Raw genomic sequence first — 24,398 nt, forward strand, 5'->3', positions numbered from 1 at the left:
TCAGGACCGGTCATCAGGTGCGGCCAGGCGGGTTGTTACTTATTCTTCGCAGCTTCCTGCACCGTGCGTTGCACGCAATGCGCAGGAAACGGCATTCTTCACACCGTACCGGGCCGCAGCGGTACGAAATGGCAATCTTCGAGCATCTGGCGTTGCCATTCGCTCTTTGCCACACGCGTCACCAGCTCCAGGTGCTGGCTGCGCTCACCCACCGGCGCAACCAGTCTCCCGCCGATGGCCAACTGCTCCAACAGCGCCCGCGGTACTTCCAGACCCGCGGCGGCGAGGATGATGCCGTCGAATGGCGCTGCCTGTGGCAGCCCAAGCATACCATCTCCGTAGTGCAACCGCAGGTTCGGTACCCGCAGCGGCCGCAGGTTGGCTTTCGCCAGCTCATGTAACGGTTTGATGCGCTCAATGGAATACACGTCTTGTGCAATACATGCAAGAACAGCTGCCTGGTAGCCGCAACCGGTGCCGATTTCCAGTACCCGCTGCAATTGCGCCCCCTGCCGCATCACCTCGATCATGCGCGCCACGATGTAGGGCTGCGAGATCGTCTGGTGGTGGCCGATCGGCAGCGACGCATCGATGTACGCCTGCGGCGCCAGCCCTTCCTCGACGAACAGGTGCCGCGGCACGGTTTCCAGCGCGCTCAACACGGCCCGGTCGCGCACGCCCTGTTGCGCCACCCGCGCCACCATGGCCCGCCGCACGGCGCCGGACACCAGCGCATCCTGCCGGGGAGCGGCGGGCAATGCGCGCTCGACCGGCACGCCCGGCCGCGCGGGCCGTGCATTGGCGCCAAGCGGGACGGGCACGGCGTGCGCCGGCTTGTTCGGCGGCACAGGGGCCGCGCCATGCAGCGCGTTATAGGCGGCATTGCGGGTCGCCGTCTGCGGCGTTGCCACCGGGCCGAACACGGTTTGCTTCTTTTGCCCCTTGTCCGTCACCGACGACAGGGGCAGCGGAAAGTTTCGGGGCTTGTCGGTCATCCGAGGGCCTTTGCCAGGAGGTCGAGTTGCGTTCTGTGGGTCAGGTCGATCTGCAGCGGCGTCATGGAAATGTGGCCTTGCTGCACGGCATGGAAGTCGGTGCCTTCGCCGGCATCCTTGCAGGCGCCCGGCGGGCCGATCCAGAAAATTTCCCGGCCGCGCGGGTCGTGCGACTTGATGACCGGTTCGGCCTGGTGACGGCGCCCCAGCCGCGTGGCCACCGGCCGGCCCAGCGTGTCATAGGGGCGGTTCGGGATGTTCACATTCAGCAGGTAGGGCTTGTCCAGCGCTTCAGCATAGCGCAGCACGATGTCGCGCGCGGCCCTGGCCGCATCGTCGACATGGGCCCAGCCCCATTCGCCCTGCGAGAACGCGATGGCCGGGATGCCGAACAGGTAGCCTTCGGTGGCTGCCGCCACCGTGCCGGAATACAGCGTGTCGTCACCCATGTTGGGCCCGTTGTTGATACCGGAAACCACCAGGTCCGGGCGCTCGACCAGCATGCCCGTCAAGGCCACGTGCACGCAATCGGTCGGCGTGCCGTTGACAAAATAGAAACCGTTGGCCGCTTGCTGCACCGACAGCGGCCGGTCCAGCGACAATGAATTCGATGCCCCGGAGCGGTTGCTGTCCGGTGCGACCACCACGATCTCGGCGATCGCGGCCAGCGCATCGGCCAGCGCGTTGATGCCGGGTGCCAGGTAGCCGTCGTCGTTACTGATAAGGATCCTCATGCGAGAATTTTACCTGAAGCAACGCGCCGCCAGCGCATGCGGATGCGCGACCATGCTGAAAATTGTGGCGCTTTCAGCGCAGGCGCGACGGCGACACGTCGCCATCCACCGCCAGCTCGTCCGGGCTGCGCCGGCGGCCCCGGCTTGCCGGGTACGCGGCATGCGGCTGCTCGGCGGCGGCACCGTTGCCGTCGCGCGCCCGCTCGTGCGCTGTCTCCGTGCCCCATCCGGTTCCCCGCTCCTGCCCGCCATCGTGGGCATGAATGTCCCGCCCGGCCGGCGTTTCGGGGTGTTTTGACCGGGTGCGCGTGTGGGCCAGCACCTTGCGGGTGCGCACCGTGTCCGCATGCTCGGGTCCCAGCAGCCGGCTGCGCAGCGCCAGCACCTGTTCGAGCAATTCCACGGCGCCGGCGAGTTGTTCGCCATGGCACAGGATATCGGCACGGACCGCCAGGCTTTCGACGGTGGCCAGGTGCTCGTGGCCCAGCTGGCGCTGATGGGCGTCGATTACCGCATCCTGCAACGCCAGCGCATCGGGAATCTGGTTCAGCTGCGCCAGCGTAGCCGCCAGCGCGGACGCCGCCTCCAGCGTCACCGGCGCGCCGGCACCGAACAGTTTTTCACGCACCTCCAGCACGGCTTCCTGCAGGAATTGCGCTTCGCCGTATTTCCCCTGCTCGAACAGCAGGTCGGCCAGTGCCGCCTTGCTGGCCAGCGTGTCGACATGGTCGTCGCCGAGGATCAGCACGTGCAGCGACAGGCTCTCTTCCAGGCAGGCGCCAGCCGGTTCCAGCCGGCCTTCACGGCGGTACAGCTCGCCCAGGCGGGCCAGGTCGCGCGCCAGCGGCAGCGAAACACCGCGCCCGCCGCCGCGCTCCATCGCCGCCCGGCCCTGCGCCACCGCGGCCAGCAGCGGAATCTCGTCGCGCGATTGCCACGGCCGATAGCCGCCGAGGAACCAGCCGAGGAATGCCTGGAATGTGCGCGTGACGGAGAAACGGTCGTCTTCCTCGTCGGCATATACCGGCAACGGCTCGCCGCACGCCAGGCTGCGCGCCTGCTGCAGTTGCACCTCGTCGAAATAGCTTTCCAGCGACATGCGCGACATGCCGTATGCCTCGGCGAACGCGCGTTCGAACAGCGGCTGGTAGCCGGCGATCCCCCGTTCGGGATCGCCGCGCCGCCACAGCGCGCGGTGGGCCGCATCGTCCATCGCGATGCGCGAAGGCAGCGGGTAGATCAGCATCTGGCGCTGCTCCTCCTCGTGGCTGCGGCGCCAGGTGGTGGCGCGCTGCACCAGCGCTTCGATGCCTTCCAGGTGCTGGCGGTTCGGCGCGAATACCAGCACAAGCCTGGTCGGCAGCAGGGTCGTGCAGATGCCCGCCGTGCCGCTGCGCTCCGAGCCCGAGTCGACCAGCACGTGGCGGAAACGGCGCGCCAGGTTGTCGGCGAACACGCGGAACAGCGCCGGGCAAGCGTCGAACAGCGCTTCCCAGTCCAGCCGCGCGAGCCGTTCCGCGTAACTCGCATCCTGCCGGCCGGCGCGCATCATGTACAGCGGGCGGCCATTGTCCGCCCGGGTCACGTACTGCTCCCAGCCGGCCGCGTCCAGCACGGCCTGCGCCAGCGCCGCGTCATCGTGCCCGGCGGCCAGCCGCGTGCGGCGCAGCAGCTGGTCGCGGCAGGCCTCGAACAGTTCCAGCACGCCCGGCCCGTCCCCGACCGGCCTGAAGTAGTGGTGCAGGCCCGGCGCCTCCAGGTCCCAGTCGATGACCAGGGTGGGCACGGTCGCGTTGTCGCGGCGTGCCAGCATCACGGCAAGGTTGGCCAGCGCCATGGTCCGGCCCGCGCCTCCCTTGTGCGAATAGAAGGTGGCGACTTCGCCGGGTTCGTCCAGCGGCGGTAGAGACAGTCGGTGCGTTTCCATGGCGAGCCCTTATATGGTTGACCCTGCAAGAGAGGGAAAAAACAGACACTGGAGACGTGGAGATGCACGCGTGGCGACGCCGGGCGACAGCGCTCGCAGCCGGTTGCCAGGCTTCAGCGGGGAAAGTGCGGCGGCGGCACCGGGCGCCACTCGGGCGGCGCCGGCGGCAAGGCGAACCGGTCGCAGTCGTGCCCGGGCGGAATGCAGTACTTCAGGTAGTGATAATGGGCGACGATGCGCTGCACGATCCTGTCGATGTCCGGCAAGAAATCGGGATTGGTCTTCAGGTCACCCGTGGCCAGCGTGTAGCGCGAAAAGTCCACGTAAAAACCCGGTTCGCTGATCTGCGGCGGCAGGCCGATCGGATGCCGGGTCATCACCACGGGGATGATCAGGTGGCTGGGCAGCGGATACCAGGTGCGGCGCTCGGCCTCGATCATCTGCATGGCGGCGAATTCACGCCGGGTATAGGCATGGGCCTCGTACTTGGGCGTGTAGATCATGATCATGCAGACGCTTTCACACATGGCGCGCGCGATGCGCGCATCGGGATCGTCGCCGCCACCGAGCTGTTCGCTGTCGACGAACAGTTCGGCTTCCGTATCGAGGTGTGGTTCGAGATAGCAGCGCAGCGCGTCCACGAGGGCGTTGCGGAACTCCCTCATATATGCGTGCTGGCCGTGGGCATAGCTGAAGAAACAGCCATAGCGGATCGTCATGTCGTCCTCTCCTGTTTCTCCCCTGATCATGGAGTTTTTTTATGTAACTGCTGCGGCCCACTGTAACAAGCTGGTCAACGGTTACTTTGCGCTCGCGCAAACCTTATTTGCAATTTGAATGCGCAGTCAAACGGCTGCGCGAGCGGGAAAATCAGGGGGCTTCGGGCGGCTGGAAGAAGGCGATCACGTCGGCCTGCTCGCGCGTGCGCTTGAACGGCGGCAGGCTTTGCCAGATGCGGCGGCCATAGGGCTTGGTGATCACGCGCGGGTCGCACAGCATCAGCACGCCGCGATCGCCTTCGTCGCGGATCAGGCGGCCGGCGCCCTGCTTCAGGTTGATGATCGCCTCGGGCAGCGTGTGGTGGACGAAACCATTCATGCCCTTCTTTTCCATCACTTCGATGCGCGCGGCCAGCACCGGATCGTCCGGCGGGGCGAACGGCAGCTTGTCGATGATCACCAGCGACAGCGCCTCGCCCCGCACGTCCACGCCTTCCCAGAAGCTCTGGCTGCCGATCAGCACGCCGTTGCCGGCCTTGCGGAACTGGTCGAGCAACTCGGTGCGGCCCCGGTCGCCCTGCACGAACAGCGGAAACTTCAGGCCGCGCCGCTCGAATTCGTCGCGCAGGCGTTCCGCCGCCCGCTTCACCGCGCGCAGCGTGGTGCACAGCAGGAAGGTGCGCCCGCCGGCCGCCTCGATGACGGGCAGCGCGCAATCGAGCACCGCGTCCGTGTAGCCCAGCGAATTCGGATCGGGCAAGCCCTGCGGCACATACAGGATGCCCTGCTCCGCGTAGTTGAACGGGCTCGGCCACGACATGGCCGGTTCGTCGTACAGCCCCAGCTGGTGGGAAAAATGCTTGAAGTCGTTTTTCACGGCCAGCGTGGCCGACGTGAAGATCCAGCTGCGCGGCGTGCCTTCGCGCTGGTTGCTGAAGATCTGCGCGATCGACAGCGGCGTCTTGTGCAGCTGCAGCGAGCTGGCGAACGCCTCCACCCAGTACACCGCTTCCTGCCCCGGCGGCACCTTCACCTTCGGGTCGTAGGTCCAGTCCTTGTACTTCTGCGCCAGTTCTAGGCCGCGCGTGCGGCAATGCTCGATGGTTTCGGCGCGTTGCGCCTGCCCTTCCAGCACTTCGAGCATGCCGTCCAGTTCTTCCTTGAGCTTTTCCAGCGCCGGGAAAAAGTCCGACGACGGCGCGATCTGCGGCAGCGACAGCCGCACCACGTCCTGCGGGAAGGTCAGCCGCAGGTCGCGCGCCGCCTTTTCCACCACGGAGACCACGCTGGCCCAGTTGGCGCCGTCGCGGGCATGGGCCAGGCCTTCGGCCAGCACGTCGCGGCACAGTTCCAGCACCTGGCTGGTCGACACCGTCTCGCCGAAGAACAGCGTGGCGGTATCGGGCAACTGGTGCGCCTCGTCGAAGATGATGGTGTTCGCCGACGGCAGCAGTTCGGCCACGCCGGTATCTTTCAGCGCCACGTCGGCGAAGAACAGGTGGTGGTTGACGACCACCACGTCGGCCTGCTGCGCCTCGCGCCGCGCCTTCAGCACGAAGCAATCCTGGTTGTACTGGCACTCCTGGCCTAGGCAGTTCTCGCGCGTCGACGTGACCAGGTTCCACACCGGCGCGTTTTCCGGCACGCGCGCCAGTTCGGCCTTGTCGCCGGTCTGCGTCATCTTCAGGAAACGCGAGATTTCGCGCAGGTAGCCGACATCCTCGCGCGACGTCATCCGGCCATTGGCCAGCGTGCGCTCCAGGTGGTAGTGGCACAGGTAGTTGCCGCGCCCCTTCAGCAGCGCCACCGACACGGGCGCCTTCAGCGCCGCGCGCACGGTGGGAATATCGCGCTGGAACAGCTGGTCCTGCAGGTTCTTGGTCCCGGTCGAGACGATCGTCTTGCCGCCCCACATCAGCGCCGGCACCAGGTAGGCGAACGTCTTGCCCGTGCCGGTACCCGCCTCGGCGATCAGGGTCTGCTGTTCGGAAATGGCTTGCGCGATGGCCTTGGCCATTTCGGTTTGCGATTTGCGGGGACGAAAACCGCCGACCGCCGGGCCCAGCGGGCCGCCGACGCCGAACAGCCGCTCCACCTCGGCATCGTATTTGCCGGGAGCGTCCGCGGAAACGGCGGCGGAAGTGGATGCGTCGCCATTGCCGTCGGGGACGGCTGGCGTCTGGTCGTGGTCAGTCACTGTGCTTGTTGTCCGGCTATTGCGTGGAATCTGGGAAATCAGGCGGGTACGTCGGGCACCAGCTGCATCTTCAACAGCGTGATGTAATCTTTCAGTTGCAGCTTGCGCTTCTTCAAACGACGCAGCTGCAGCTGGTCGTGATGGCCGTCGCGCGTCAGCATTTCGATCACCGCATCCAGGTCGCGATGTTCGACGTCCAGCTCGACGATGCGGCGCTGAATCTCTTCTTCGTTCTTCATGGGGAATTCGCTACCAGTGTGGGGCCGGGGCTTACGACGTCACCTGCCAATATTGCAACAATCCGTGTGGCAACAATTGCTTGCCATCAAATTGCTTACCGGTGCATAGTTTAACCCACATAAGCACTGGAAAGAAGCAGGGAGCATTATTCCCGCCATCATGAGCACCTACAAACTCGAAGCCGGCACCTCCCAGCACCTGGGCCACCGCCCTTACCAGCACGACCGCGCCGCCCTGTTCACCGCCGCCCAGGCACCCGGCTATGTCATGGCCGTGGTCGGCGACGGCGGTGCCGCGAATGGCGCCGGCGCCGAGCAACTGCTGCATACGAGCAAACAGCTGTTCGACGAGTTTCGCGGCGACACGTCCGGCATCGACCGGATCGGCCAGCTGTTGCGCGCCATCGCCCAGGAAACGCACGAGGTATTGCTGATGAATCCCTTGCCGGAGGCCGCCGATGCCCAGTCGACGATGGCGCTGCTGGTCCTGACACCGGACCGCCAGGCGGTCTGGGCCACGGTAGGAGACACCCGGCTGTATCGTTTCGCCAACGGCGCACCCGCCGAAAAAACGGGCGACGCCGCCTACATCGACCACCTGGTCGCCAATGATGGCCTGTCCGAAGCGGCCGCGCGCCGGCATCGCGGCTCGCGCCTGCTGAACAATGTGCTGGGCAACCGTTTCAAGGCGCCGTTCGTGTCGCTGGGTTCGCGCCGGGACCTGCAAGCCGGCGACGGCTTCCTGCTGTGCACGGACGGCCTGTGGCCCTGGTTCGCCGATGGCGAACTGGCCGCCGCCGTATCGCGCCGCACGCCGCGCCAGGCCGCCGAGCTGCTGGTCGGCAAGGCCGTCGAGCGCGCCGGCGGCAACGGCGACAACTGCACGATGGCGATCCTGAAACTGGTGGCGTGACCTTCCCCTGCGCTCCCCAGCGTCTAGAATGAGGGAAGCGCAACGGAGCGGGCCGCGACAGCGCCTTGCCGTAGCGCGGGAGACACATCATGTTCCTCCGCACCGCCGAGTCGGCCAGACGCCATGCACCGGCTGGCATGCACGCCATGCCGGCCGCCGCTTCACACGGCACGCATGCCCCGCCCCGCTCGGCCGATGCCTGCGCTTGCGGCGGCAACTGTCCCCGCTGTGCCGGGATCCCGCTGCAGCGCAAGGCCAGCGTCAGCTCGGCTGGCGATGCCAGCGAACACGAAGCGGACCGCATGGCGGACCGCGTGATGCGCTCGCCCGGCGGCGCCAGCCCCGGCGCCATCGGCGCGGCGGGCACGGCCGGCAGTGCCGGGATCGAACGGGAAGCCGCCACCGTCGCGGAAGCGGAAGCAAACAGCGGCGGCGCACCGCTGCCGCGCGAACTGCGCGCTTTCTACGAACCCCGCTTCGGGCAGGACTTCAGCGGTGTCCGCCTGCATACCGGCTCGGCCGCCGCGCACGCGGTGCAGGCCCGCGCCTACACCTTCGGCAGCCATATCGTGTTCGCGCCCGGCGAATACGGCCCCGCCAGCAGCCGCGGCGCGCACCTGCTGGCGCACGAACTGGCCCACGTGGTGCAGCAGGGCCACGGCCACGCGGGTGCCGCATCCACGCAGGCGCGCCGCATCGACCGGCAGGAAATGTCCCCGGCCGAGGTGTGCAGGATGCGCGAGCCCCTGTATGGCTGGGACAATATCCGCAACCGGTCCCGCGAGCAGCTGCGTGCCGCCGGATTCGTGTTTTGCGGTCCCGATCACTTCATGGGTGCGCGCCACTGGGAAAGGTGGGTGCACCCAACGCGCGGCGTGCTGCACTTCCAGGTCAGCTGGCCGGACAGCCCGGAGCCGGAGCCTCGTCCGCCCGAACCCGCGCCCGACGACCGGCAGCGGCGCTGTGCCGACCCGTGCATGGCGGAATCCGACGACGAGGAATCCTGCCACGAATGCTGTGACGACACGATCGACGAGGCTGACGGACCCTGCCGGCGCACTTGCCACGTCGCCTGCGGGCTCAAGCTGTAAGGGCATCCACGCCGGTTGCCAGCCGCAAGCACCTTCAGGCCGGGCCGGGATCGCTCAACAAGACCAGCGCAAGCAGCCCGCCTCCTTCGCGGTTCCGCAACACGATCTCGGCGCCCAGCGTGGTTGCCAGCTGCCGCACGATCGACAAGCCGAGTCCGGTGCCGCCGGTATCGCGGTTGCGCGACGTTTCCAGACGCACGAAGGGCTCGAACACCGCCGCCAGTTCTTCCTCCGGAATGCCGGGGCCGCGGTCCAGCACGCCGATCGCCACCCGGCCGCCGTCGACGCGGGCCACTTCCACCTCGGCCGCGCCGCCGAATTTCAACGCGTTGTCGACCAGGTTGCCCAGGATGCGCTTCAACGCTTGCGGCTTCGTGACGAGCGGCGTGCCGATCGTGCCGCGCAGCGTGACATTCTGGCCCGCGTCCACGTAATCGCACACCAGGCTGTCGATCAGCGCATCCGGGTCGATCCGGCATGCTTCTTCCTGCGCGCCGTGCAGTGTCTTCGCATAGGCGATGCCCTCCTTGACCAGCGTTTCCAGTTCGCGCAGGTCCTGCCGCAATTTGGCCTGGTCGGCGCTGTCGTCCATCATGTCCACCCGCATCCGCATCCGCGTGATCGGCGTCTGCAGGTCATGCGAGATCGCCGCGAGGATGCGGATCCGTTCGGCCACGTACAGGGCGATGCGCTCCTGCATCGCATTGAACGCGCGCGCCGCGCGCGCCACCTCGGACGGCCCGTCTTCCGGCAGCCGGGTGGCCTGCAGCTCCGGCCCCAGCCCGTCGGCGGCCTGCGCCAGCTGGTGCAAGGGGCGCGTCGCCAGGCGCACCGCGAACCAGCAGCACAAGCCCAGCAGGATCAGCTGCATCGCCAGCAGCGCGGGCAGCCAGCCGGACAGCGGCGCGCCGGCCATCGGCCGCATGTCGATCGTCAGCGGCATGCCGTCCGACAGCGCCAGGTGCACCTGGAAACGTTCCGCATCGCCCGGCACCGCATTCACGGTGAGCGCATAGCGCCTGCCGATGCCGTCCGTGATCGCGGTTGCGAAGCGTTGCGACAGTTCCGCATCCGGCGTCACCCCGGTAATGCCGGGCCCGAGGATGAAGCGGTAGCTGCGCCGCGCCAGCTGCGGCAGCCAGCGTTCCCGCTCTGCGGCCGGCAGGTGGTCGAGCAGCGCCACCGACGTCACCACTTCCCGCTCCACATAGCCGGTCATGATGTCCAGGGTGGCGCGGTCACGCTCCATCATCGTCAGCCAGCTCGACAGCCCCTGCGCCGCGGCCAGGCCCAGGCACAGGATCAGCGTGATGCGTGCGAACAGGCTGCGCGGGACCGGGAAGCTCACGGCGGGTCCGCCAGCAGCGTCACCGCCGACGAGAACACATAGCCCTCGTTACGCAGCGTCTTGATATAGCGCGGTTCGCGCGCACCGTCGCCCAGGCGCTGGCGCAGGCGGCTCACCAGCAGGTCGATCGAGCGGTCGTAGATGTCCGCGTTCTTGCCCTGCGTGAGGTTCATCAGCTGGTCGCGCGTCAGCACGCGCTGCGGATGGTCGAGGAACACCCGCAGCAACCGGTACTCGGCGCCGGACAGCGCCACCATCGTGCCCTGCTCGTCGAGCAGGTGCCGGTGCGTGGTGTCGAGCTTCCACTCGCCGAAGCCGAGCATCTGCGCGCTTTCCGTCACCTGGATGTTGGGCGGCAGCATGCGCGTGCGGCGCAGCACCGCTCGGATGCGGGCCAGCAGCTCGCGCACGCCGAACGGCTTGGCGAGATAGTCGTCGGCGCCCATCTCCAGGCCGATGATGCGGTCCACCTCGTCGCCGCGCGCGGTCAGCATCAGCACGGGCACGTTGCGGTGCTTGCCGGCGCGCAGCTCGCGGCACAGCGCCAGGCCATCCTCGCCGGGCAGCATCAGGTCCAGCACGATCAGGTCCGGTGTGGCCGCTTCCAGCGCGGCGCGCATCTGGCGGCCGTTCGCCGCCGCCGTCGTTCGCATGCCTTCCTTTTCCAGGTAGGTGGCGAGCAGTTCGCGGATACCGCGGTCGTCATCGACGATCAATACATGGTCGGAATCGTTCATCGCATCATCTTAGCAAACGGCGTTTCACTTGTACTGTCACCAAAGGACAGGGTCCCGGGTGATGCAGCTCGCCGGCGATGCCCGCGCCGGCAAACAGCAGGGCCGCCAACAGGCGCCTGAACCGTGCGATCGGCCCCGCGGCCGGCTTCATTCGTTTCGTCATGTGCAGCCTCCATGGCTGCTTTATAGCCGACCGGGAAGCGGCCTTTGTATGCCAATGTATCCGGTCCGCTTGCGGACATGTGGCGTTTCACTTCTCCCCGTGGCGCGACACATCGCGGATACGTGGCGGCGGTCCAATGGACCCATCGCCACTCACTGGAAATCCGCCATGAACCACCTCGAAGCACCGCTGGCCCTGGCCGCCGGCGTATTCACCGTCGCCTCGCCCTGCATCCTGCCCGTGCTGCCGATCCTGTTCGGCAGCGCCGCCGGCGCATCGGGGCGCAGCCGGCCCTTCATGACGATGGCCGGCTTCATCGTCACCTTCACCGCGTTCGGCCTGCTGCTGGGCGCCGCGTCGAGCGCCGTGCACGTGGCGCAGGAAACGCTGCGCAACGCTTCCCTGCTGCTGCTCGGCGGCTTCGGCCTGCTGCGCATCTGGAGCAGGCCATACGACTGGCTGATGGCGAAGCTGCCCGCGTTCCCCCTGCCGTCATTCCGGGACTCGGCCAGCGGCGGCTTCCTGCTGGGCGCCTCGCTGGGCGCGGTGTGGACACCGTGCGCCGGACCCGTGCTGGCCTCGATCCTGGTGCTGGTGGCTGGCGCGCAGGATATCGCGCGCTCGGCCTGGCTGCTGTTCCTGTACGCGGCCGGCGCCGCCGTGCCGATGCTGGCGATCCTGCTGGGCGGCCAGGCCGTTACCGGGCGGGTGCGCCTGCTGGCCCGCCACAGCGCCCGGCTGCAGCAGGTGTTCGGCGTGCTGATCGTCGCCACCGCGCTGGCCATGTACCTGCAATACGACGTGCTGATCTATGCCAAGGCCGCCGACTACTTCCCCGATTTCTTCTGAGCTGAAAGGACCCTGAACATGCGTACCATCGTCAACTTCGTCAACGCCGGCGTCGCCGCGGCCCTCGCCGCCACCCTCGCCATCGCCCTGCCCGGCACCAGCGTGGCCGCCGCGCCCCTTGCCGCCTCGGCCCCTGCGAAGGCGCCCGACTTCGCCGGCATCGAGCAATGGCACAACAGCGCGCCGCTGACAATGCAGCAGCTGCGCGGCAAGGTGGTGCTGGTGGATTTCTGGACCTACACCTGCATCAACTGCATCCGCACGCTGCCGCACGTCACGGAATGGCACCGCAAGTACAAGGACCAGGGGCTGGTCGTGGTCGGCGTGCACACGCCCGAGTTCCCGTTCGAGCGCAGCGCCAGCAACGTGAAGAAAGCCATCGGCCGCTTCGACATCACCTACCCGGTGGCGCAGGACAACCGCTATGCCACCTGGAATGCCTACAGCAACCAGTACTGGCCGGCCGTCTACCTGATCGACAAGAAGGGGCAGGTGGTCTACACCCACTTCGGCGAAGGCGCCTACGCCAAGACCGAAGCCACCATCCGCGCGTTGCTGACCGAGAAGCCCTGACGGTTCGCAGGGTAGCCGCGATACCGGCCGCGCTACCCATCCTCTCACGCCGGACAACGAAAGAAAGACACCATGAGCCAGATCGACAAAATCCTGTACACCGGCCGCACCACCACTACCGGGGGACGGAACGGCGCCGCCCGCAGCGACGACGGCCGCCTCGACATCCTCCTCGCGCCGCCCGGCGCCGCCGGCAACGGCACCAACCCCGAGCAGTTGTTCGCCGCCGGCTGGTCCGCCTGCTTCATCGGCGCCATGGGGCTTGCCGCGGCCGAACTGAAAGTGGCGCTGCCGAAGGACACGGGCGTACACGCCGAGGTGGACCTCGGCACAGGCACCGGCGGCTACTTGCTGCGGGCGCGGCTGTCCATCAGCCTGCCCGGCCTGCCGCGCGACACCGCCCAGGCCATCGTCGACAGCGCCCACGCGAATTGCCCGTACTCGAAAGCCACGCGCGGCAACATCGGCGTCACGCTGACTTTGCTGTGAGTAAAAGTGCCGGCAAAAAAAAGCCGGCATCGCTGCCGGCTCCCTGGTGTGCGACAGGGGCTTACTTGCCCTGCGCGTTCTGCTTTGCCCGTTCCGCTTCGGCCGCCTTCTTCGCGGCTTCGTCGGCTTCGCGCTTGGCGCGCTTGGCGGCGCGTTCGGCCTGCTTTTCGGCGACGCGCTTCTGGCGCTCGGCGGCGTCGGCCTGCTTTTGCTCGTATGCCTCGACCTTGCTGGCGCGCTGGCCCGCTTCGGCCGCCGCTTCCGTGGCACGCTGCTTTTCGCGGGCGGCGTGCTCGGCCTGCCGCTGGGCGGGCAGCTTGCCGGCCGGTTGCGGACGGGGCTTGTCGGCGGGGTCGACATGCGGGGCCGGCGGGTTGGCGGCGCGTGAAGCTTCCTCGGCGGCGTCGCGCTCGTTGCGGTCGTGCAGTTCGCGGTCGCGCAGCTCGACGGCGCTCTTGCGCTTGAAATAGTTCGCGTCGATCTCGCGCGTGCGCAGGCCGGCCAGCCGCTCGCGGCGCTGTTCCTTGGCCTTGTCCAGGCAGTTATTGACGAAGAACTTGGTGTAGCACACCTGCTCGCTTTCGGCGTAGCTTGCCTCCGCCGCGGCGCGCTCCCTGGCCACCTCCGCCAGGATCGCATCGGCCTGCTCGACCGACCGTACCTGTGCCGGCGCATCCGCCTGCGCCAGCGCGCCACCGGCCAGCAACAGGCCGCCCATCCACATCCAAGCTTTCAAGTGCATTGCCATCATTTCGATCCGTAGATTCCCGCTGCAGGTCAGGTCAGAGCCGCGGCACCGCCACGCTGCGCCTTTTCCATGTACTCGCGCGACTGCATCTCGACGATGCGCGACACGGTGCGGTGGAATTCGTTGGCCAGCATGCCCGAGGTGTACAGCTCTTCCGGCTCCACCTCGGCGGACATGATCAGCTTCACGCCCTGGTCATAGAACACGTCGATCAGCCAGGTGAAGCGGCGCGCTTCGGACGACTGGCCGGCCGACATCATCGGCACACCGGACAATATCACGGTATGGAACCGGCTGGCGATCTCCAGGTAGTCGTTCTGCGAGCGGGGGCCGCCGCACAGCGTCTGGAAATCGAACCAGATCACGGTACCGGCGCGGCGCAGCGCATGCAGTTCGCGCCCCTCGACCGACACGTGCGGATCTTCCTCCTGCGTATCGGCCAGCCTGGTGAACGCCTCGCGCAGCTTGGCATCGGTGGCCGCGTTCAGCGGCATGTAGTACGCCTGCACCTGTTCCAGCGCGCGCCCGCGGTAGTCCACGCCGGCATCCACGTTCATCACGTCCATGCGCTCCTTCAGCAGCGCGATGGTGGGCAGGATGCGGTCGCGGTGCAGGCCGTCCGGGTACAGGGTCGACGGCTCGTAGTTCGAGGTCATGATGAACGACACGCCGTTGTCGTACAGCGCCTTCATCAGGTTGTACAGGATCATCGCATCGGCCACGTCGGAGACGTGGAATTCGTCGAAGCAGATCAGCCGGTACTTCTTGGCGATGCGCTTGGCGACCTCGTCGAGCGGGTCGGCGATGCCCATCAGCTCGTCGAGCTGGATGTGCACGGCGCGCATGAATTCATGGAAGTGCAGGCGCGTCTTGCGCACCACCGGCACCACCGAATAGAACGAATCCATCAGGAACGATTTGCCGCGCCCCACGCCGCCCCACATGTACACGCCGCGCGGCACGTCGGGACGGTTGATCAGGCGCTTGAAGCTGTTCGAGCGCTGCGCCTTGTATTCCACCCATTCGTCGTAGCATTGCTGCAGCCGTTCCACGGCGCGGCGCTGGGCTTCATCGGGCTTGAAGTTGCGCTGTTCCAGCGCGTGCTGGTAAAACTCGAGGACGTTCATGACAGATTCGGTTCGTACAAAAACACCGGGCCGACAGTGGTGGGTCGATCAACGACCCAGCACGGCCGGCCCGGAGGATATCTAAGACAGGCTTAGAAGTTCAGCGTGCGCTTGTCGACGGCCAGTGCCGCTTCCTTGGTGGCTTCCGACAGCGACGGGTGCGCGTGGCAGATACGGGCGATGTCCTCGGCCGAAGCCTTGAACTCCATCGCCACGACGGCTTCGGAAATCAGCTCGGAAGCCATCGGGCCCACGATGTGCACGCCCAGGATCTCGTCGGTGGTCGCATCGGCCAGGAACTTCACCATGCCCGAAGTATCGCCCAGCGCGCGCGCGCGGCCGTTGGCCAGGAACGGGAAGGTACCGGCCTTGTACGCGGTGCCGGCCGCCTTCAGCTGCTGCTCGGTCTTGCCGACCCAGGCGATTTCAGGCGACGTGTAGATCACCCATGGAATCGTGTCGAAGTTGGTGTGGCCATGCTGGCCGGCGATACGCTCGGCCACGGCAACGCCCTCTTCTTCCGCCTTGTGCGCCAGCATCGGGCCACGCACCACGTCGCCGATCGCCCACACGTTAGGCAGGTTGGTCTTGCACTCGTCGTCCACGGCGATGAAGCCGCGTTCGTCCAGCGCCAGGCCGGCCTTGTCGGCAGCCAGGCCATTCGTGTTCGGGGTACGGCCGATCGAAACGATCAGCTTGTCGAACACGGCTTCCTGGGCGGCGCCCGACGCGTCCGCGTACTTCACGGTCACGTTGTTCTCGCCGGCGGTCACCGAATCCACCTTCACGCCCAGGCTGATCTTCAAGCCCTGCTTGGTGAACATCTTGTGCGCTTCCTTGGCGATCTGCTCGTCGACAGCGCCCAGGAAAGTCGGCAGGCCTTCCAGCACGGTCACGTCGGAACCCAGGCGGCGCCACACGGAACCCATTTCCAGGCCGATCACGCCGGCGCCGATGACGCCCAGCTTGCCCGGCACTTCCTCGATCGCCAGCGCGCCCGTGTTCGACAGGATCAGCTTTTCATCGAACGGTGCGCCCGGCAGTGCGCGCGCGTTGGAACCGGTCGCCACGATCACCTGCTTGCCGGTGATGGTTTCGGTGGTCGGGCCGGAAATCTCGATCGGATAGCCTTCCGCACCGGCTGCGCCGCCGAACGCGCCGCGGCCGTGGAAGAAGGTCACCTTGTTTTTCTTGAACAGGTACAGGATGCCGTCGTTGTTCTGCTTCACGACGCCGTTCTTGCGCTTGAGCATCTGGCCCAGGTTCAGCGCCAGGCCGGACACTTCGATGCCGTGCTCCTTGAACGCGTGGCCGGCATGCTCGAAGTGCTCGGACGATTGCAGCAGCGCCTTGGACGGAATGCAGCCGACGTTGGTGCAGGTGCCGCCCGGTGCCGGGCCGCCTTTTTCATTGGCCCATTCATCGATACATGCCACCGAAAAGCCCAACTGCGCCGCGCGGATTGCCGCGATATAGCCGCCTGGGCCGGCACCGATCACCACTACGTCGAATTGTTTAGTACTCATGTCATTTTCCAATTATGTCGCCGCCGGGAAGAGGTTCTTCTTCCGGGACGAATATCCACAACAGAATGTAAATCACCAGCCCGAAGCCGAACGAGATCGTGAACAGCACGAACACGAGGCGCCAGATCCATGCATCGACACCGGAAGCGCGTCCCAGCCCGCCGCACACGCCGCCCAGCCAGCGGTTGGCGCGCGAGCGCCGCAGCCTGGAAAACTCGCTGGCCAGGTCGCCGTCGCCGGCCGGCTGGCCGGGCGCGCCGTCCAGCAGCCGTTCCTTGGCACGCGCGAATTCCGCGTCGGTCAGCGCACCGGCCTGGTGGAGTTCGTGCAGGCGGCGGATTTCGTCGGAGATGGTCATGAAAAGCTCCTGGGACGCTGTCACCCGGTGCGGGCCGAGGTCAGCTTTCAACCCAGAGGCATGAAGCAGGGGTCAGGGTGTTGGCCTGCAGGCCAACACCGCTTTGCCGGCGGAGAGCATGCTCTCCGAAACCCCGGCAAAGCCCCGTCGGGTCTGACTCCAGCTCGTGCACCTGGGACGAAAACTGGGATTTACCTACTCAAGCCAATTACAGGTCCAGCAGCAGGCGCGACGGATCTTCCAGCGCTTCCTTCATCGCCACCAGGCCCAGCACGGCTTCGCGGCCGTCGATGATGCGGTGGTCGTACGACATCGCCAGGTAGTTCATCGGGCGGATCACGATCTGGCCATCTTCCACCACGGCGCGGTCCTTGGTCGCGTGCACGCCCAGGATCGCCGACTGCGGCGGGTTGATGATCGGGGTCGACAGCATGGAGCCGAAGGTGCCGCCGTTCGAGATCGAGAACGTGCCGCCGGTCAGGTCGTCCAGCGTCAGCTTGCCGTCCTTGGCCTTGGCGCCGAATTCGCCGATCTTCTTCTCGATCTCGGCGATCGACATCTGGTCGGCGTTGCGCAGGATCGGCACCACCAGGCCGCGCGGCGAGCCGACGGCGATACCGATGTCGAAGTAACCGTGGTAGACGATGTCGTTACCGTCGACCGATGCGTTGATGATCGGGTACTTCTTCAGGGCGGCCACGGCGGCCTTGACGAAGAACGACATGAAGCCCAGCTTGACGCCGTGCTCTTTCTCGAACTTGTCCTTGTACTTGTTGCGCAGGTCCATCACCGGCTTCATGTTCACCTCGTTGAAGGTGGTCAGGATGGCGTTGGTGGATTGCGATTCGACCAGGCGCTCGGCGATACGGGCGCGCAGGCGGCTCATCGGCACGCGCTCTTCCGGACGGTCGCCCAGGTTCAGGCTGACCGGTGCGGCGATCTTCTGCAGCGCGGGCTTGGCGGCTGCCGGCGCGGCGGCCGGTGCCGGTGCGGCGGCAGGCTTGGCGGAAGCGGCCAGGGCGTCGCCCTTGGTCACGCGGCCATCCTTGCCGGAGCCGGACACGTCGGTCGCGGACAGGCCTTTTTCGGACAGGATCTTGGCGGCGGCCGGCATGGCCACGTCGCCTTTCGCGCCACCGGTAGCTGCGGCGGCAGCCGGTGCCGGGGTCGGCGCGGCTTCGGCGGCGACCGGTGCGGCGGTGACAGGAATCGGCGATACCTTGGCAGTGGCTTCGGTGTCGATGATGGCGATCACCTGGTCGGCCACCACGGTGGCGCCGTCGTTCTGAATGATCTGCACGATCACGCCGGCGCTTGGCGCCGGCAGTTCCAGGACCACTTTGTCGGTTTCGATGTCGATCAGGTTTTCATCGCGTGCAACGGTGTCGCCGACGCGCTTGTGCCAGGCCAGCAGGGTCGCTTCGGCGACGGATTCCGACAGCTGAGGAACTTTGACTTCGATTTGTGCCATGTTGTTGTTACTCCGTGAATTCGATAGATGCGTTGCTGCCGCGCGGGCCGTCGAAGGGCCGCGCGGCGTACTGTGCTTACTTGGTCAGGATGAAGCCCTTCAGCTTCGAGAACGCCGTTTCCAGCAGCTCTTTCTGCTGGGCGTAGTGCTTGTCGTAGTAGCCGACAGCCGGCGACGCGGAGGCTGGGCGGCCGGCATACGCCAGGCGCTGGCCCGCATCCATGGACTCGAAGATGTTGTGCTGGATCTGGAACCATGGACCCTGGTTCTGCGGCTCGTCCTGCGCCCACACCACTTCGGTCAGTGCCGGGAACTTCTTCAGTTCGGCGGCGAACGCCTTGTGCGGGAACGGGTACAGCTGTTCGACACGGATGATGGCCGTATCGGTCTGGCCGCGGGTCTTGCGGGCATTGGCCAGGTCGTAATACACCTTGCCGGAGCAGGCGATCACGCGCTTGACCTTCTTCGCATCGATCTTGTCGTCGGTCTCGCCGATCACGGTCTGGAACGCACCCTTGGCCAGGTCGGACAGCGGCGAACCGGCATCCTTGTTGCGCAGCAGCGATTTCGGGGTCATCACGACCAGCGGCTTGCGGAACTGGCGCACCATCTGGCGGCGCAGCAGGTGGAAGATCTGCGCGGCCGTGGTCGGCTGCACCACTTGCATGTTGTTCTCTGCGCACAGCTGCAGGAAGCGCTCAGGGCGGGCGGACGAGTGTTCCGGACCCTGGCCTTCGTAACCGTGCGGCAGCAGCATCACCAGGCCGGAGGCGCGGCCCCACTTCACTTCGCCGGAGCTGATGAACTGGTCGATCACCACCTGGGCACCGTTGACGAAGTCGCCGAACTGGGCTTCCCAGATCGTCAGCGTGTTCGGCTCGGCGGTCGAGTAGCCGTATTCGAAGCCCAGCACCGCTTCTTCCGACAGCACGGAGTCGATGACGGTGAACGGTGCCTGGTTGTCGGAGATGTTCTGCAGCGGCACGTAGGTGCCGGCATCCCAGCGCTCGCGGTTCTGGTCGTGCAGCACGGCGTGGCGGTGCGTGAACGTGCCGCGGCCGGCATCCTGGCCGGTCAGGCGCACGGCGTAGCCGGACGATACCAGCGACGCGTAGGCCAGGTGTTCGCCCATGCCCCAGTCCAGGTTCAGTTCACCTTTGCCCATGTTGGCGCGGTCGGCCAGCACTTTTTCCACCAGAGAGTGCACCTTGAAGCCTTCCGGCACCGTGGTGATGCGGCCGGCCAGGCGCTTCAGTTCCGTCAGCGGCACGGCGGTGTCGGCCGCGTCGGTCCACTTGCGGTTCAGGAACGGCAGCCAGTCGACGGCGAACTTGTTCTTGAAGTTCGAGATGACCGGATCGACGGTGTGCTTGCCGGCGTCCATCGCATTGCGGTACGCGGCCACCATCTGGTCGCCGCCGTCGGCCGGGATCACGCCCTGGGCCGCCAGCTTGTCGGCGTACAGGCGGCGGGTGCCCGGGTGTTGCGCGATCTTCTTGTACATCAGCGGCTGCGTCAGCGCCGGGGTATCCTGCTCGTTGTGACCCAGCTTGCGGTAGCAGATGATGTCGACGACGATGTCCTTCTGGAACTGCGCGCGGTAGTCCAGCGCGATCTGCGAAGCCAGCACGACCGCTTCAGGATCGTCCGCGTTCACGTGCAGCACCGGTGCCTCGATCATCTTCACGACGTCGGAGCAATAGATCGTCGAACGCGCGTCGCGCGGGTCGGACGTCGTGAAGCCGATCTGGTTGTTGATCACGATGTGCACCGTGCCGCCCGTGCCGTAGCCGCGGGTCTGCGCCAGGTTCAGCGTTTCCATCACCACGCCCTGGCCGGCGAACGCCGCGTCGCCGTGCACCAGGATCGGCAGCACTTGCGCGCCTTGCGTATCGCCGCGGCGGTCCATGCGCGCCTTGACGGAACCTTCGACCACCGGGTTGACGATTTCCAGGTGCGACGGGTTGAATGCCAGCGACAGGTGGACCGGGCCACCGGCGGTGGAGATGTCGGACGAGAAGCCCTGGTGGTATTTCACGTCGCCGGCCGGCAGGTCGTCGCCATGCTTGCCTTCGAATTCCTCGAACAGGTCCTTCGGTGCCTTGCCCAGGGTGTTGACCAGCACGTTCAGGCGGCCGCGGTGGGCCATGCCGATGACGATTTCCTGCACGCCCTTTTCGCCGGCGCGCTGGATGATCTCATCCATCGAGGCGATGAACGTTTCGCCGCCTTCCAGCGAGAAGCGTTTCTGGCCCACGTACTTGGTGTGCAGGTAGCGCTCGAGGCCTTCGGCGGCCGTCAGGCGTTCCAGGATGTGCTTTTTCTTTTCAGCCGTGAAGTTCGGCGTCGAGCGGATCGACTCCAGGCGCTCCTGCAGCCAGCGCTTCTCTGCCGGGTCGGAAATGTACATGAACTCCGCGCCGATCGAACGGGTGTACGTTTCGCGCAGGTAGTTCAGCAGGTCGCGCAGCGATGCGGTTTCCGGACCGAAGTAGGTATTGCTGATGTTGAACACGGTGTCCATGTCCGCGTCGGTGAAACCGTACGAGGTCGGATCCAGTTCCGGAATCGCCGGGCGCTCCTGGCGCTGCAGCGGATCGAGGTTGGCCCAGCGAGAGCCCAGGTAGCGGTAGGCTGCGATCAGCTGGGTGGCGGCCACGCGCTTGCGGCCCATCTCGGCGTCCGCCGTCGCGGTCACGGTGCGGATCGGACCGGCTTTCGCACGCTCGGCGAACGAAGCGATCACGGAGGAGTGGTTGACGTCGGGTTTGTTCGAGCCGTCGACGGCAGGCACGTGCTGCATCGCGTCGAAATAAGCGCGCCAATTGTCGGGCACGGAGCCCGGGTTTTCCAGGTACGCTTCGTAGAGTTCCTCTACGTACGGCGCATTCCCACCAAACAGGTAGGAGTTGGACGTCTGTTGCTGCATCATTCTTGCTCACCTTTCTTCGCGCTTCGCGAGTATGGGGCGGGTTATACAAACCTTCCGCGACACGGCCTGACCGGTTAGCGGATCGCACATCAAGTTGTGGGGGAAGGACCTCTTTGGTTGCCCGAAAGACAATTTACTTCCAAGCTTCCAGAAATAGCCACTTAGGATAGCACGCTGCCTTGAGATGCAACAACCACCATTGAGTTAATTGGACACTTCTTTCCGGCGGAATCCCGCGGCTTCGGGCCGGCTCCGGTAGACATCCCTTTCTAGATCATTTATTCTACTTCCGGATCCCCCAGGAAGACCGCCATGAGCACGCCCCCCACCAAGCACCCCCGCCCCACCCCCGCCGAACTGGAGATGCTGCGCCTGCTGTATGCGCTGGGCCCGGCCACGGCAAAGCAGGTGCACGCGGCCGCCCTCGATGGCCGTCCCGAGCTGACCTATGCCAACGTGCTGCGGCTGCTCCAGGTCATGCACGGCAAGGGCCTCGTCACACGCGACGAGAGTGCGCGTGCCCATGTGTACGCGCCCGCCGAGGAACAGGATCGCCTGCAGACCCACCTGCTGAAGGACCTGATCCAGAAAGCGTTTGCCGGCTCCGGCAAGGCGCTGGTACTGGCGGCGCTGCGCGGCGGCCACGTCTCGGCCCGCGAGCGCGCCGAGATTTCCGCGCTGCTGGACGAAGAGCGGCTTCCGGACTGAAACTCTTGCTCATCCATGCGCGGCAACCGCGCGTCACATTTTTGTGATTTCATCCACACTTTAGTCATGTTGTATAAATGGCAGCGTGCCGGCGCGCGGCCAGGTCTTCCAGTGTGGTTGCCGGCATCCGAAAGCACGCAGGCGGCACGTTCGATCGCATTTTCGGTCGTGCGTACCTTGGCACGGCCATGGGAGGTGCCCGGAGACGTACCAGGGAAGTCCCATGGACGCAGCCGGGCGTGCAGCCGGTCGTTTGTCCCTCATCGGGTCGGCAATGATTCGGCAATAGCTCGGCAGTAGCTCGGCAATAGCGCGGTAATAACAACAAGTCATTCGGGGAGATCGCATGGAAAGCGCGGCAGCGCTCGTCGGTAATCTGCCATTACGGGACGTCATCGACCTGCTGGCCGGGACCTTCTATGTAATGGACGAGTCCGGCTACTTTGTCTTATGGAACCGTCAGCTCGAACAGGTGACGGGGTTGTCGGCCGAGCGCCTGCGCTCGATCCACATGCTCGAGCTGTTCGAGCCGGATATGCGCGCCCGGGTCGCGCGCGCATTCTGCGCCGTGTTCCAGAGCGACGAGCGGGTACAGGTGGAAGCCCGGGTGCGTAACGCCAATGGCGGCACCACGCCTTTCCTGTTCGTCGGTTCGCGGCTGTCGATCGTCGGCGACGGCCGCTACCTGTGCGGCATGGGTGTCGACCTGACGCGGCATTATCGCCAGCGCGACAAGCTCGAACTGTTCGAGCGTGCACTGATGGCCGCCAGCAACGGCATCGTCATCACGCGCCATGAAGGGCGCGACAATCCGATCGAGTACGTCAACCCGGCGTTCGAGCGCATCAGCGGCTACGGCGCCCTCGAATCGATCAACCATGACTCGCGCTTCATGGCCGCACACGGCATGGACGACGACCAGCGCACCTACCTCGCGAACGCGATCGCGGAACACCGTACCGCCACCGTGGTGTTCCGCAACAAGCGCAAGAACGGCGAGCTGTTCTGGAACCACCTGTCGGTCACGCCAGTGCGCGACGCGGCCGGCGATGTCACGCATTTCATCGGCATCATCGAGGACATCACCTCGCTGAAGCAGCGCACGGCCCAGCTCGAACACCTGGTCACGCACGATCCGCTGACCGGGCTGGCGAACCGCCTGCTGCTGCGCGACCGGCTCGAGCACGCGGTGCAGGCGGCCCAGCGCAACCAGGAAAAGGTGGCCGTGATCCTGATGGACTTGAACAAGTTCAAGGAAATCAACGACACGATGGGCCACTCGGCCGGCGACCAGGTGCTCAAATGCGTCGCCCAGCGCCTGCAATCGGCGCTGCGCGAATCGGACACGGTGGCGCGCCTGGGCGGCGATGAATTCGTGATGGTGCTGGCGGCGCAGCCCAGCCTGCGCTACACGCTGAAGATGATCGAGCGGATCCGGCGCACGATGGCGCCGGAAATGGAGATCGACGGCCGCATGCTGTCGGTGGGCGCCAGCATGGGCGTGGCGGTCTGGCCGGACGATGGCCGCACGCCGGGCGAGCTGCTGCAGGCGGCGGACACGGCGATGTACGAGGGCAAGCACGGCGGGCCGGATGCCGTGCACTTCTACTCGACTGTCATGGCGGACAACTCGGCAGCCCGCCAGCGCATGGAAGCGGCACTGCGCGAAGCGCTGGAACGGGATGATCTCTACCTGCTGTTCCAGCCGCACGTGGCCGTCGACAGCGGCAAGATCCTGGGCGTGGAGGCGCTGCTGCGCTGGCGCCACCCGGAACGGGGCGAGCTGCTGCCGGCCGACTTCCTGCCCGACGCGGAGGAAAGCGGCCTGATCGTGCCGCTCGGGCGGCGCGTACTGGAAGACGTGTGCTCCACGCTGCGCCGGCTGGCCGAACTGGGCTTTCCGGACCTGCCGATTTCCATCAACACATCGTCGCGCGAGTTTTCCCAGCGCGACTACCTGCCCCACATCGCCAGGCGCGTGGCGCACCACGGCGTGAACCCGGCCAGCCTCACGCTGGAAATGCGCGAGGAGCAATTGATGAACAACCCGGAACAGGCCACGCGGCTGGCCAACGGCCTGCAGGAACTGGGCATCCGCCTGTCGGTGGATGAATTCGGCGCCGGCATGAACAACCTGTCCTGCCTGCGCCAGCTGCCCGTCAGCCAGCTCAAAATGACGCGCCAGCGGGTGCAGGAAATCGACGGCTTCCCCGGCAGCGGCGCGCTGGCCAAGACCATGCTCGACATCGGCAACAACCTCAACATCCGCGTGGTGGCCACCGGCGTCGAAACGCGCGACCAGCACGACTTCCTGGCCGCCCACGGCTGCACCAGCGTGCAGGGCAACTACATCAGCCAGCCGATGACGCGGCCCGCGCTGGAGGAATGGCTGGCGGCGCATTGAGCGGGAGGGGCCGCAGGAAAAGCCGACGGCATCCCCTTGGCTCAGCCGACGGCGTCCCCTGGGGTCAGCCGACGGCGTCCCCTGGGGTCAGCCGACGGCGTCCCCTGGGGTCAGACCCCCGATCCCGCAAACGACGAGGTCACTGCCAGC

21 protein-coding genes are annotated in these 24,398 nt (G+C 66.2%); 7 read left to right on the forward strand and 14 right to left on the reverse strand.

The window, feature by feature from the left end; all coding sequences use genetic code 11:
* Positions 1-98: 98 nt before the first annotated feature.
* From OU994_RS24860 to OU994_RS24885, 6 genes are all read right to left on the reverse strand, one after another.
* Positions 99-995: a protein-L-isoaspartate(D-aspartate) O-methyltransferase gene (locus tag OU994_RS24860; RefSeq protein ID WP_281608105.1), complete on the reverse strand. Its 897-nt coding sequence runs from the start codon at positions 993-995 to the stop codon at positions 99-101.
* The gene (surE, locus tag OU994_RS24865) at positions 992-1,729 is read right to left on the reverse strand and encodes a 5'/3'-nucleotidase SurE (RefSeq protein WP_281608106.1); all 738 of its coding nucleotides are present in this window, start codon (positions 1,727-1,729) and stop codon (positions 992-994) included. Before surE ends, OU994_RS24860 begins: the two co-directional genes overlap by 4 nt.
* Before the next feature lie 73 nt (positions 1,730-1,802).
* Positions 1,803-3,656: a KGGVGR-motif variant AAA ATPase gene (locus tag OU994_RS24870; RefSeq protein ID WP_281608107.1), complete on the reverse strand. Its 1,854-nt coding sequence runs from the start codon at positions 3,654-3,656 to the stop codon at positions 1,803-1,805.
* 113 nt (positions 3,657-3,769) lie between these two features.
* On the reverse strand, positions 3,770-4,375 hold the full coding sequence (locus OU994_RS24875; protein ID WP_281608108.1) for a toll/interleukin-1 receptor domain-containing protein: 606 nt from the start codon (positions 4,373-4,375) through the stop codon (positions 3,770-3,772).
* A gap of 151 nt (positions 4,376-4,526) precedes the next feature.
* Entirely contained in the window at positions 4,527-6,572 is a 2,046-nt protein-coding gene (locus OU994_RS24880) for an ATP-dependent DNA helicase (protein WP_373922486.1), read from the reverse strand.
* A 38-nt stretch (positions 6,573-6,610) separates the two neighbouring features.
* Entirely contained in the window at positions 6,611-6,811 is a 201-nt protein-coding gene (locus OU994_RS24885; RefSeq protein ID WP_131144599.1) for a YdcH family protein, read from the reverse strand.
* 160 nt (positions 6,812-6,971) lie between these two features.
* Here OU994_RS24885 and OU994_RS24890 point away from each other — a divergent pair, with 160 nt between their 5' ends.
* Both OU994_RS24890 and OU994_RS24895 read left to right on the forward strand, forming a co-directional pair.
* Positions 6,972-7,724 carry a PP2C family serine/threonine-protein phosphatase gene (locus OU994_RS24890; RefSeq protein ID WP_281608109.1) on the forward strand — a complete coding sequence of 251 codons (753 nt, stop codon included), beginning with the start codon at positions 6,972-6,974 and terminating at the stop codon, positions 7,722-7,724.
* An 89-nt stretch (positions 7,725-7,813) separates the two neighbouring features.
* Positions 7,814-8,815: a DUF4157 domain-containing protein gene (locus tag OU994_RS24895; RefSeq protein WP_281608110.1), complete on the forward strand. Its 1,002-nt coding sequence runs from the start codon at positions 7,814-7,816 to the stop codon at positions 8,813-8,815.
* A 34-nt stretch (positions 8,816-8,849) separates the two neighbouring features.
* Here OU994_RS24895 and OU994_RS24900 read toward each other — a convergent pair whose 3' ends face one another.
* Both OU994_RS24900 and OU994_RS24905 read right to left on the reverse strand, forming a co-directional pair.
* On the reverse strand, positions 8,850-10,163 hold the full coding sequence (locus OU994_RS24900) for an ATP-binding protein (RefSeq protein ID WP_281608111.1): 1,314 nt from the start codon (positions 10,161-10,163) through the stop codon (positions 8,850-8,852).
* On the reverse strand, positions 10,160-10,900 hold the full coding sequence (locus OU994_RS24905) for a response regulator (RefSeq protein WP_281608112.1): 741 nt from the start codon (positions 10,898-10,900) through the stop codon (positions 10,160-10,162). The genes OU994_RS24900 and OU994_RS24905 overlap by 4 nt, the downstream gene beginning before the upstream one ends.
* Positions 10,901-11,231: 331 nt before the next feature.
* Here OU994_RS24905 and OU994_RS24910 point away from each other — a divergent pair, with 331 nt between their 5' ends.
* From OU994_RS24910 to OU994_RS24920, 3 genes are all read left to right on the forward strand, one after another.
* Positions 11,232-11,912 carry a cytochrome c biogenesis CcdA family protein gene (locus OU994_RS24910; RefSeq protein ID WP_281608113.1) on the forward strand — a complete coding sequence of 227 codons (681 nt, stop codon included), beginning with the start codon at positions 11,232-11,234 and terminating at the stop codon, positions 11,910-11,912.
* A gap of 18 nt (positions 11,913-11,930) precedes the next feature.
* Positions 11,931-12,485, forward strand: a complete 555-nt coding sequence (locus OU994_RS24915; RefSeq protein ID WP_281608114.1) for a thioredoxin family protein — start codon at positions 11,931-11,933, stop codon at positions 12,483-12,485.
* A gap of 72 nt (positions 12,486-12,557) precedes the next feature.
* On the forward strand, positions 12,558-12,974 hold the full coding sequence (locus OU994_RS24920; RefSeq protein WP_281608115.1) for an organic hydroperoxide resistance protein: 417 nt from the start codon (positions 12,558-12,560) through the stop codon (positions 12,972-12,974).
* A 61-nt stretch (positions 12,975-13,035) separates the two neighbouring features.
* Here OU994_RS24920 and OU994_RS24925 read toward each other — a convergent pair whose 3' ends face one another.
* The 6 genes from OU994_RS24925 to OU994_RS24950 all read right to left on the reverse strand — a co-directional run bounded on the left by OU994_RS24925 (position 13,036) and on the right by OU994_RS24950 (position 21,136).
* Positions 13,036-13,716 carry a hypothetical protein gene (locus tag OU994_RS24925; RefSeq protein ID WP_281608116.1) on the reverse strand — a complete coding sequence of 227 codons (681 nt, stop codon included), beginning with the start codon at positions 13,714-13,716 and terminating at the stop codon, positions 13,036-13,038.
* Positions 13,717-13,751: 35 nt separating this feature from the next.
* Positions 13,752-14,849, reverse strand: coding sequence for a cell division protein ZapE (gene zapE, locus OU994_RS24930; RefSeq protein WP_281608117.1), 1,098 nt, complete (start codon positions 14,847-14,849; stop codon positions 13,752-13,754).
* Between the two features lie 92 nt (positions 14,850-14,941).
* Positions 14,942-16,375, reverse strand: a complete 1,434-nt coding sequence (gene lpdA, locus OU994_RS24935; RefSeq protein ID WP_281608118.1) for a dihydrolipoyl dehydrogenase — start codon at positions 16,373-16,375, stop codon at positions 14,942-14,944.
* A 1-nt stretch (position 16,376) separates the two neighbouring features.
* A complete protein-coding gene (locus OU994_RS24940) occupies positions 16,377-16,733 on the reverse strand; it encodes a PspC domain-containing protein (RefSeq protein ID WP_281608119.1) in 357 nt (118 codons plus the stop codon).
* 208 nt (positions 16,734-16,941) lie between these two features.
* The gene (gene odhB / locus OU994_RS24945; protein WP_281608120.1) at positions 16,942-18,204 is read right to left on the reverse strand and encodes a 2-oxoglutarate dehydrogenase complex dihydrolipoyllysine-residue succinyltransferase; all 1,263 of its coding nucleotides are present in this window, start codon (positions 18,202-18,204) and stop codon (positions 16,942-16,944) included.
* A gap of 76 nt (positions 18,205-18,280) precedes the next feature.
* A complete protein-coding gene (locus tag OU994_RS24950) occupies positions 18,281-21,136 on the reverse strand; it encodes a 2-oxoglutarate dehydrogenase E1 component (RefSeq protein WP_281608121.1) in 2,856 nt (951 codons plus the stop codon).
* Positions 21,137-21,448: 312 nt separating this feature from the next.
* Between OU994_RS24950 and OU994_RS24955 the strand changes: the two genes are divergently transcribed.
* Together OU994_RS24955 and OU994_RS24960 are read left to right on the forward strand one after the other, a co-directional pair.
* Entirely contained in the window at positions 21,449-21,844 is a 396-nt protein-coding gene (locus tag OU994_RS24955; RefSeq protein ID WP_281608122.1) for a BlaI/MecI/CopY family transcriptional regulator, read from the forward strand.
* 346 nt (positions 21,845-22,190) lie between these two features.
* The gene (locus OU994_RS24960) at positions 22,191-24,248 is read left to right on the forward strand and encodes a bifunctional diguanylate cyclase/phosphodiesterase (protein WP_281608123.1); all 2,058 of its coding nucleotides are present in this window, start codon (positions 22,191-22,193) and stop codon (positions 24,246-24,248) included.
* Positions 24,249-24,398 lie beyond the last annotated feature (150 nt).

The organism is Pseudoduganella sp. SL102 (assembly GCF_027856995.1).
Classification (GTDB): Bacteria; Pseudomonadota; Gammaproteobacteria; order Burkholderiales; family Burkholderiaceae_D; genus Rugamonas; species Rugamonas albidiflava.

Bases quoted from the DNA above. Each gene is read 5' to 3' on its own strand.
- OU994_RS24860 (WP_281608105.1), bottom strand. From the start codon at position 995: ATGACCGACAAGCCCCGAAACTTTCCGCTGCCCCTGTCGTCGGTGACG.
- surE (WP_281608106.1), bottom strand. From the start codon at position 1,729: ATGAGGATCCTTATCAGTAACGACGACGGCTACCTGGCACCCGGCATC.
- OU994_RS24870 (WP_281608107.1), bottom strand. From the start codon at position 3,656: ATGGAAACGCACCGACTGTCTCTACCGCCGCTGGACGAACCCGGCGAA.
- OU994_RS24875 (WP_281608108.1), bottom strand. From the start codon at position 4,375: ATGACGATCCGCTATGGCTGTTTCTTCAGCTATGCCCACGGCCAGCAC.
- OU994_RS24885 (WP_131144599.1), bottom strand. From the start codon at position 6,811: ATGAAGAACGAAGAAGAGATTCAGCGCCGCATCGTCGAGCTGGACGTC.
- OU994_RS24890 (WP_281608109.1), top strand. From the start codon at position 6,972: ATGAGCACCTACAAACTCGAAGCCGGCACCTCCCAGCACCTGGGCCAC.
- OU994_RS24895 (WP_281608110.1), top strand. From the start codon at position 7,814: ATGTTCCTCCGCACCGCCGAGTCGGCCAGACGCCATGCACCGGCTGGC.
- OU994_RS24905 (WP_281608112.1), bottom strand. From the start codon at position 10,900: ATGAACGATTCCGACCATGTATTGATCGTCGATGACGACCGCGGTATC.
- OU994_RS24910 (WP_281608113.1), top strand. From the start codon at position 11,232: ATGAACCACCTCGAAGCACCGCTGGCCCTGGCCGCCGGCGTATTCACC.
- OU994_RS24915 (WP_281608114.1), top strand. From the start codon at position 11,931: ATGCGTACCATCGTCAACTTCGTCAACGCCGGCGTCGCCGCGGCCCTC.
- OU994_RS24920 (WP_281608115.1), top strand. From the start codon at position 12,558: ATGAGCCAGATCGACAAAATCCTGTACACCGGCCGCACCACCACTACC.
- OU994_RS24925 (WP_281608116.1), bottom strand. From the start codon at position 13,716: ATGCACTTGAAAGCTTGGATGTGGATGGGCGGCCTGTTGCTGGCCGGT.
- zapE (WP_281608117.1), bottom strand. From the start codon at position 14,849: ATGAACGTCCTCGAGTTTTACCAGCACGCGCTGGAACAGCGCAACTTC.
- lpdA (WP_281608118.1), bottom strand. From the start codon at position 16,375: ATGAGTACTAAACAATTCGACGTAGTGGTGATCGGTGCCGGCCCAGGC.
- OU994_RS24940 (WP_281608119.1), bottom strand. From the start codon at position 16,733: ATGACCATCTCCGACGAAATCCGCCGCCTGCACGAACTCCACCAGGCC.
- odhB (WP_281608120.1), bottom strand. From the start codon at position 18,204: ATGGCACAAATCGAAGTCAAAGTTCCTCAGCTGTCGGAATCCGTCGCC.
- OU994_RS24950 (WP_281608121.1), bottom strand. From the start codon at position 21,136: ATGATGCAGCAACAGACGTCCAACTCCTACCTGTTTGGTGGGAATGCG.
- OU994_RS24955 (WP_281608122.1), top strand. From the start codon at position 21,449: ATGAGCACGCCCCCCACCAAGCACCCCCGCCCCACCCCCGCCGAACTG.
- OU994_RS24960 (WP_281608123.1), top strand. From the start codon at position 22,191: ATGGAAAGCGCGGCAGCGCTCGTCGGTAATCTGCCATTACGGGACGTC.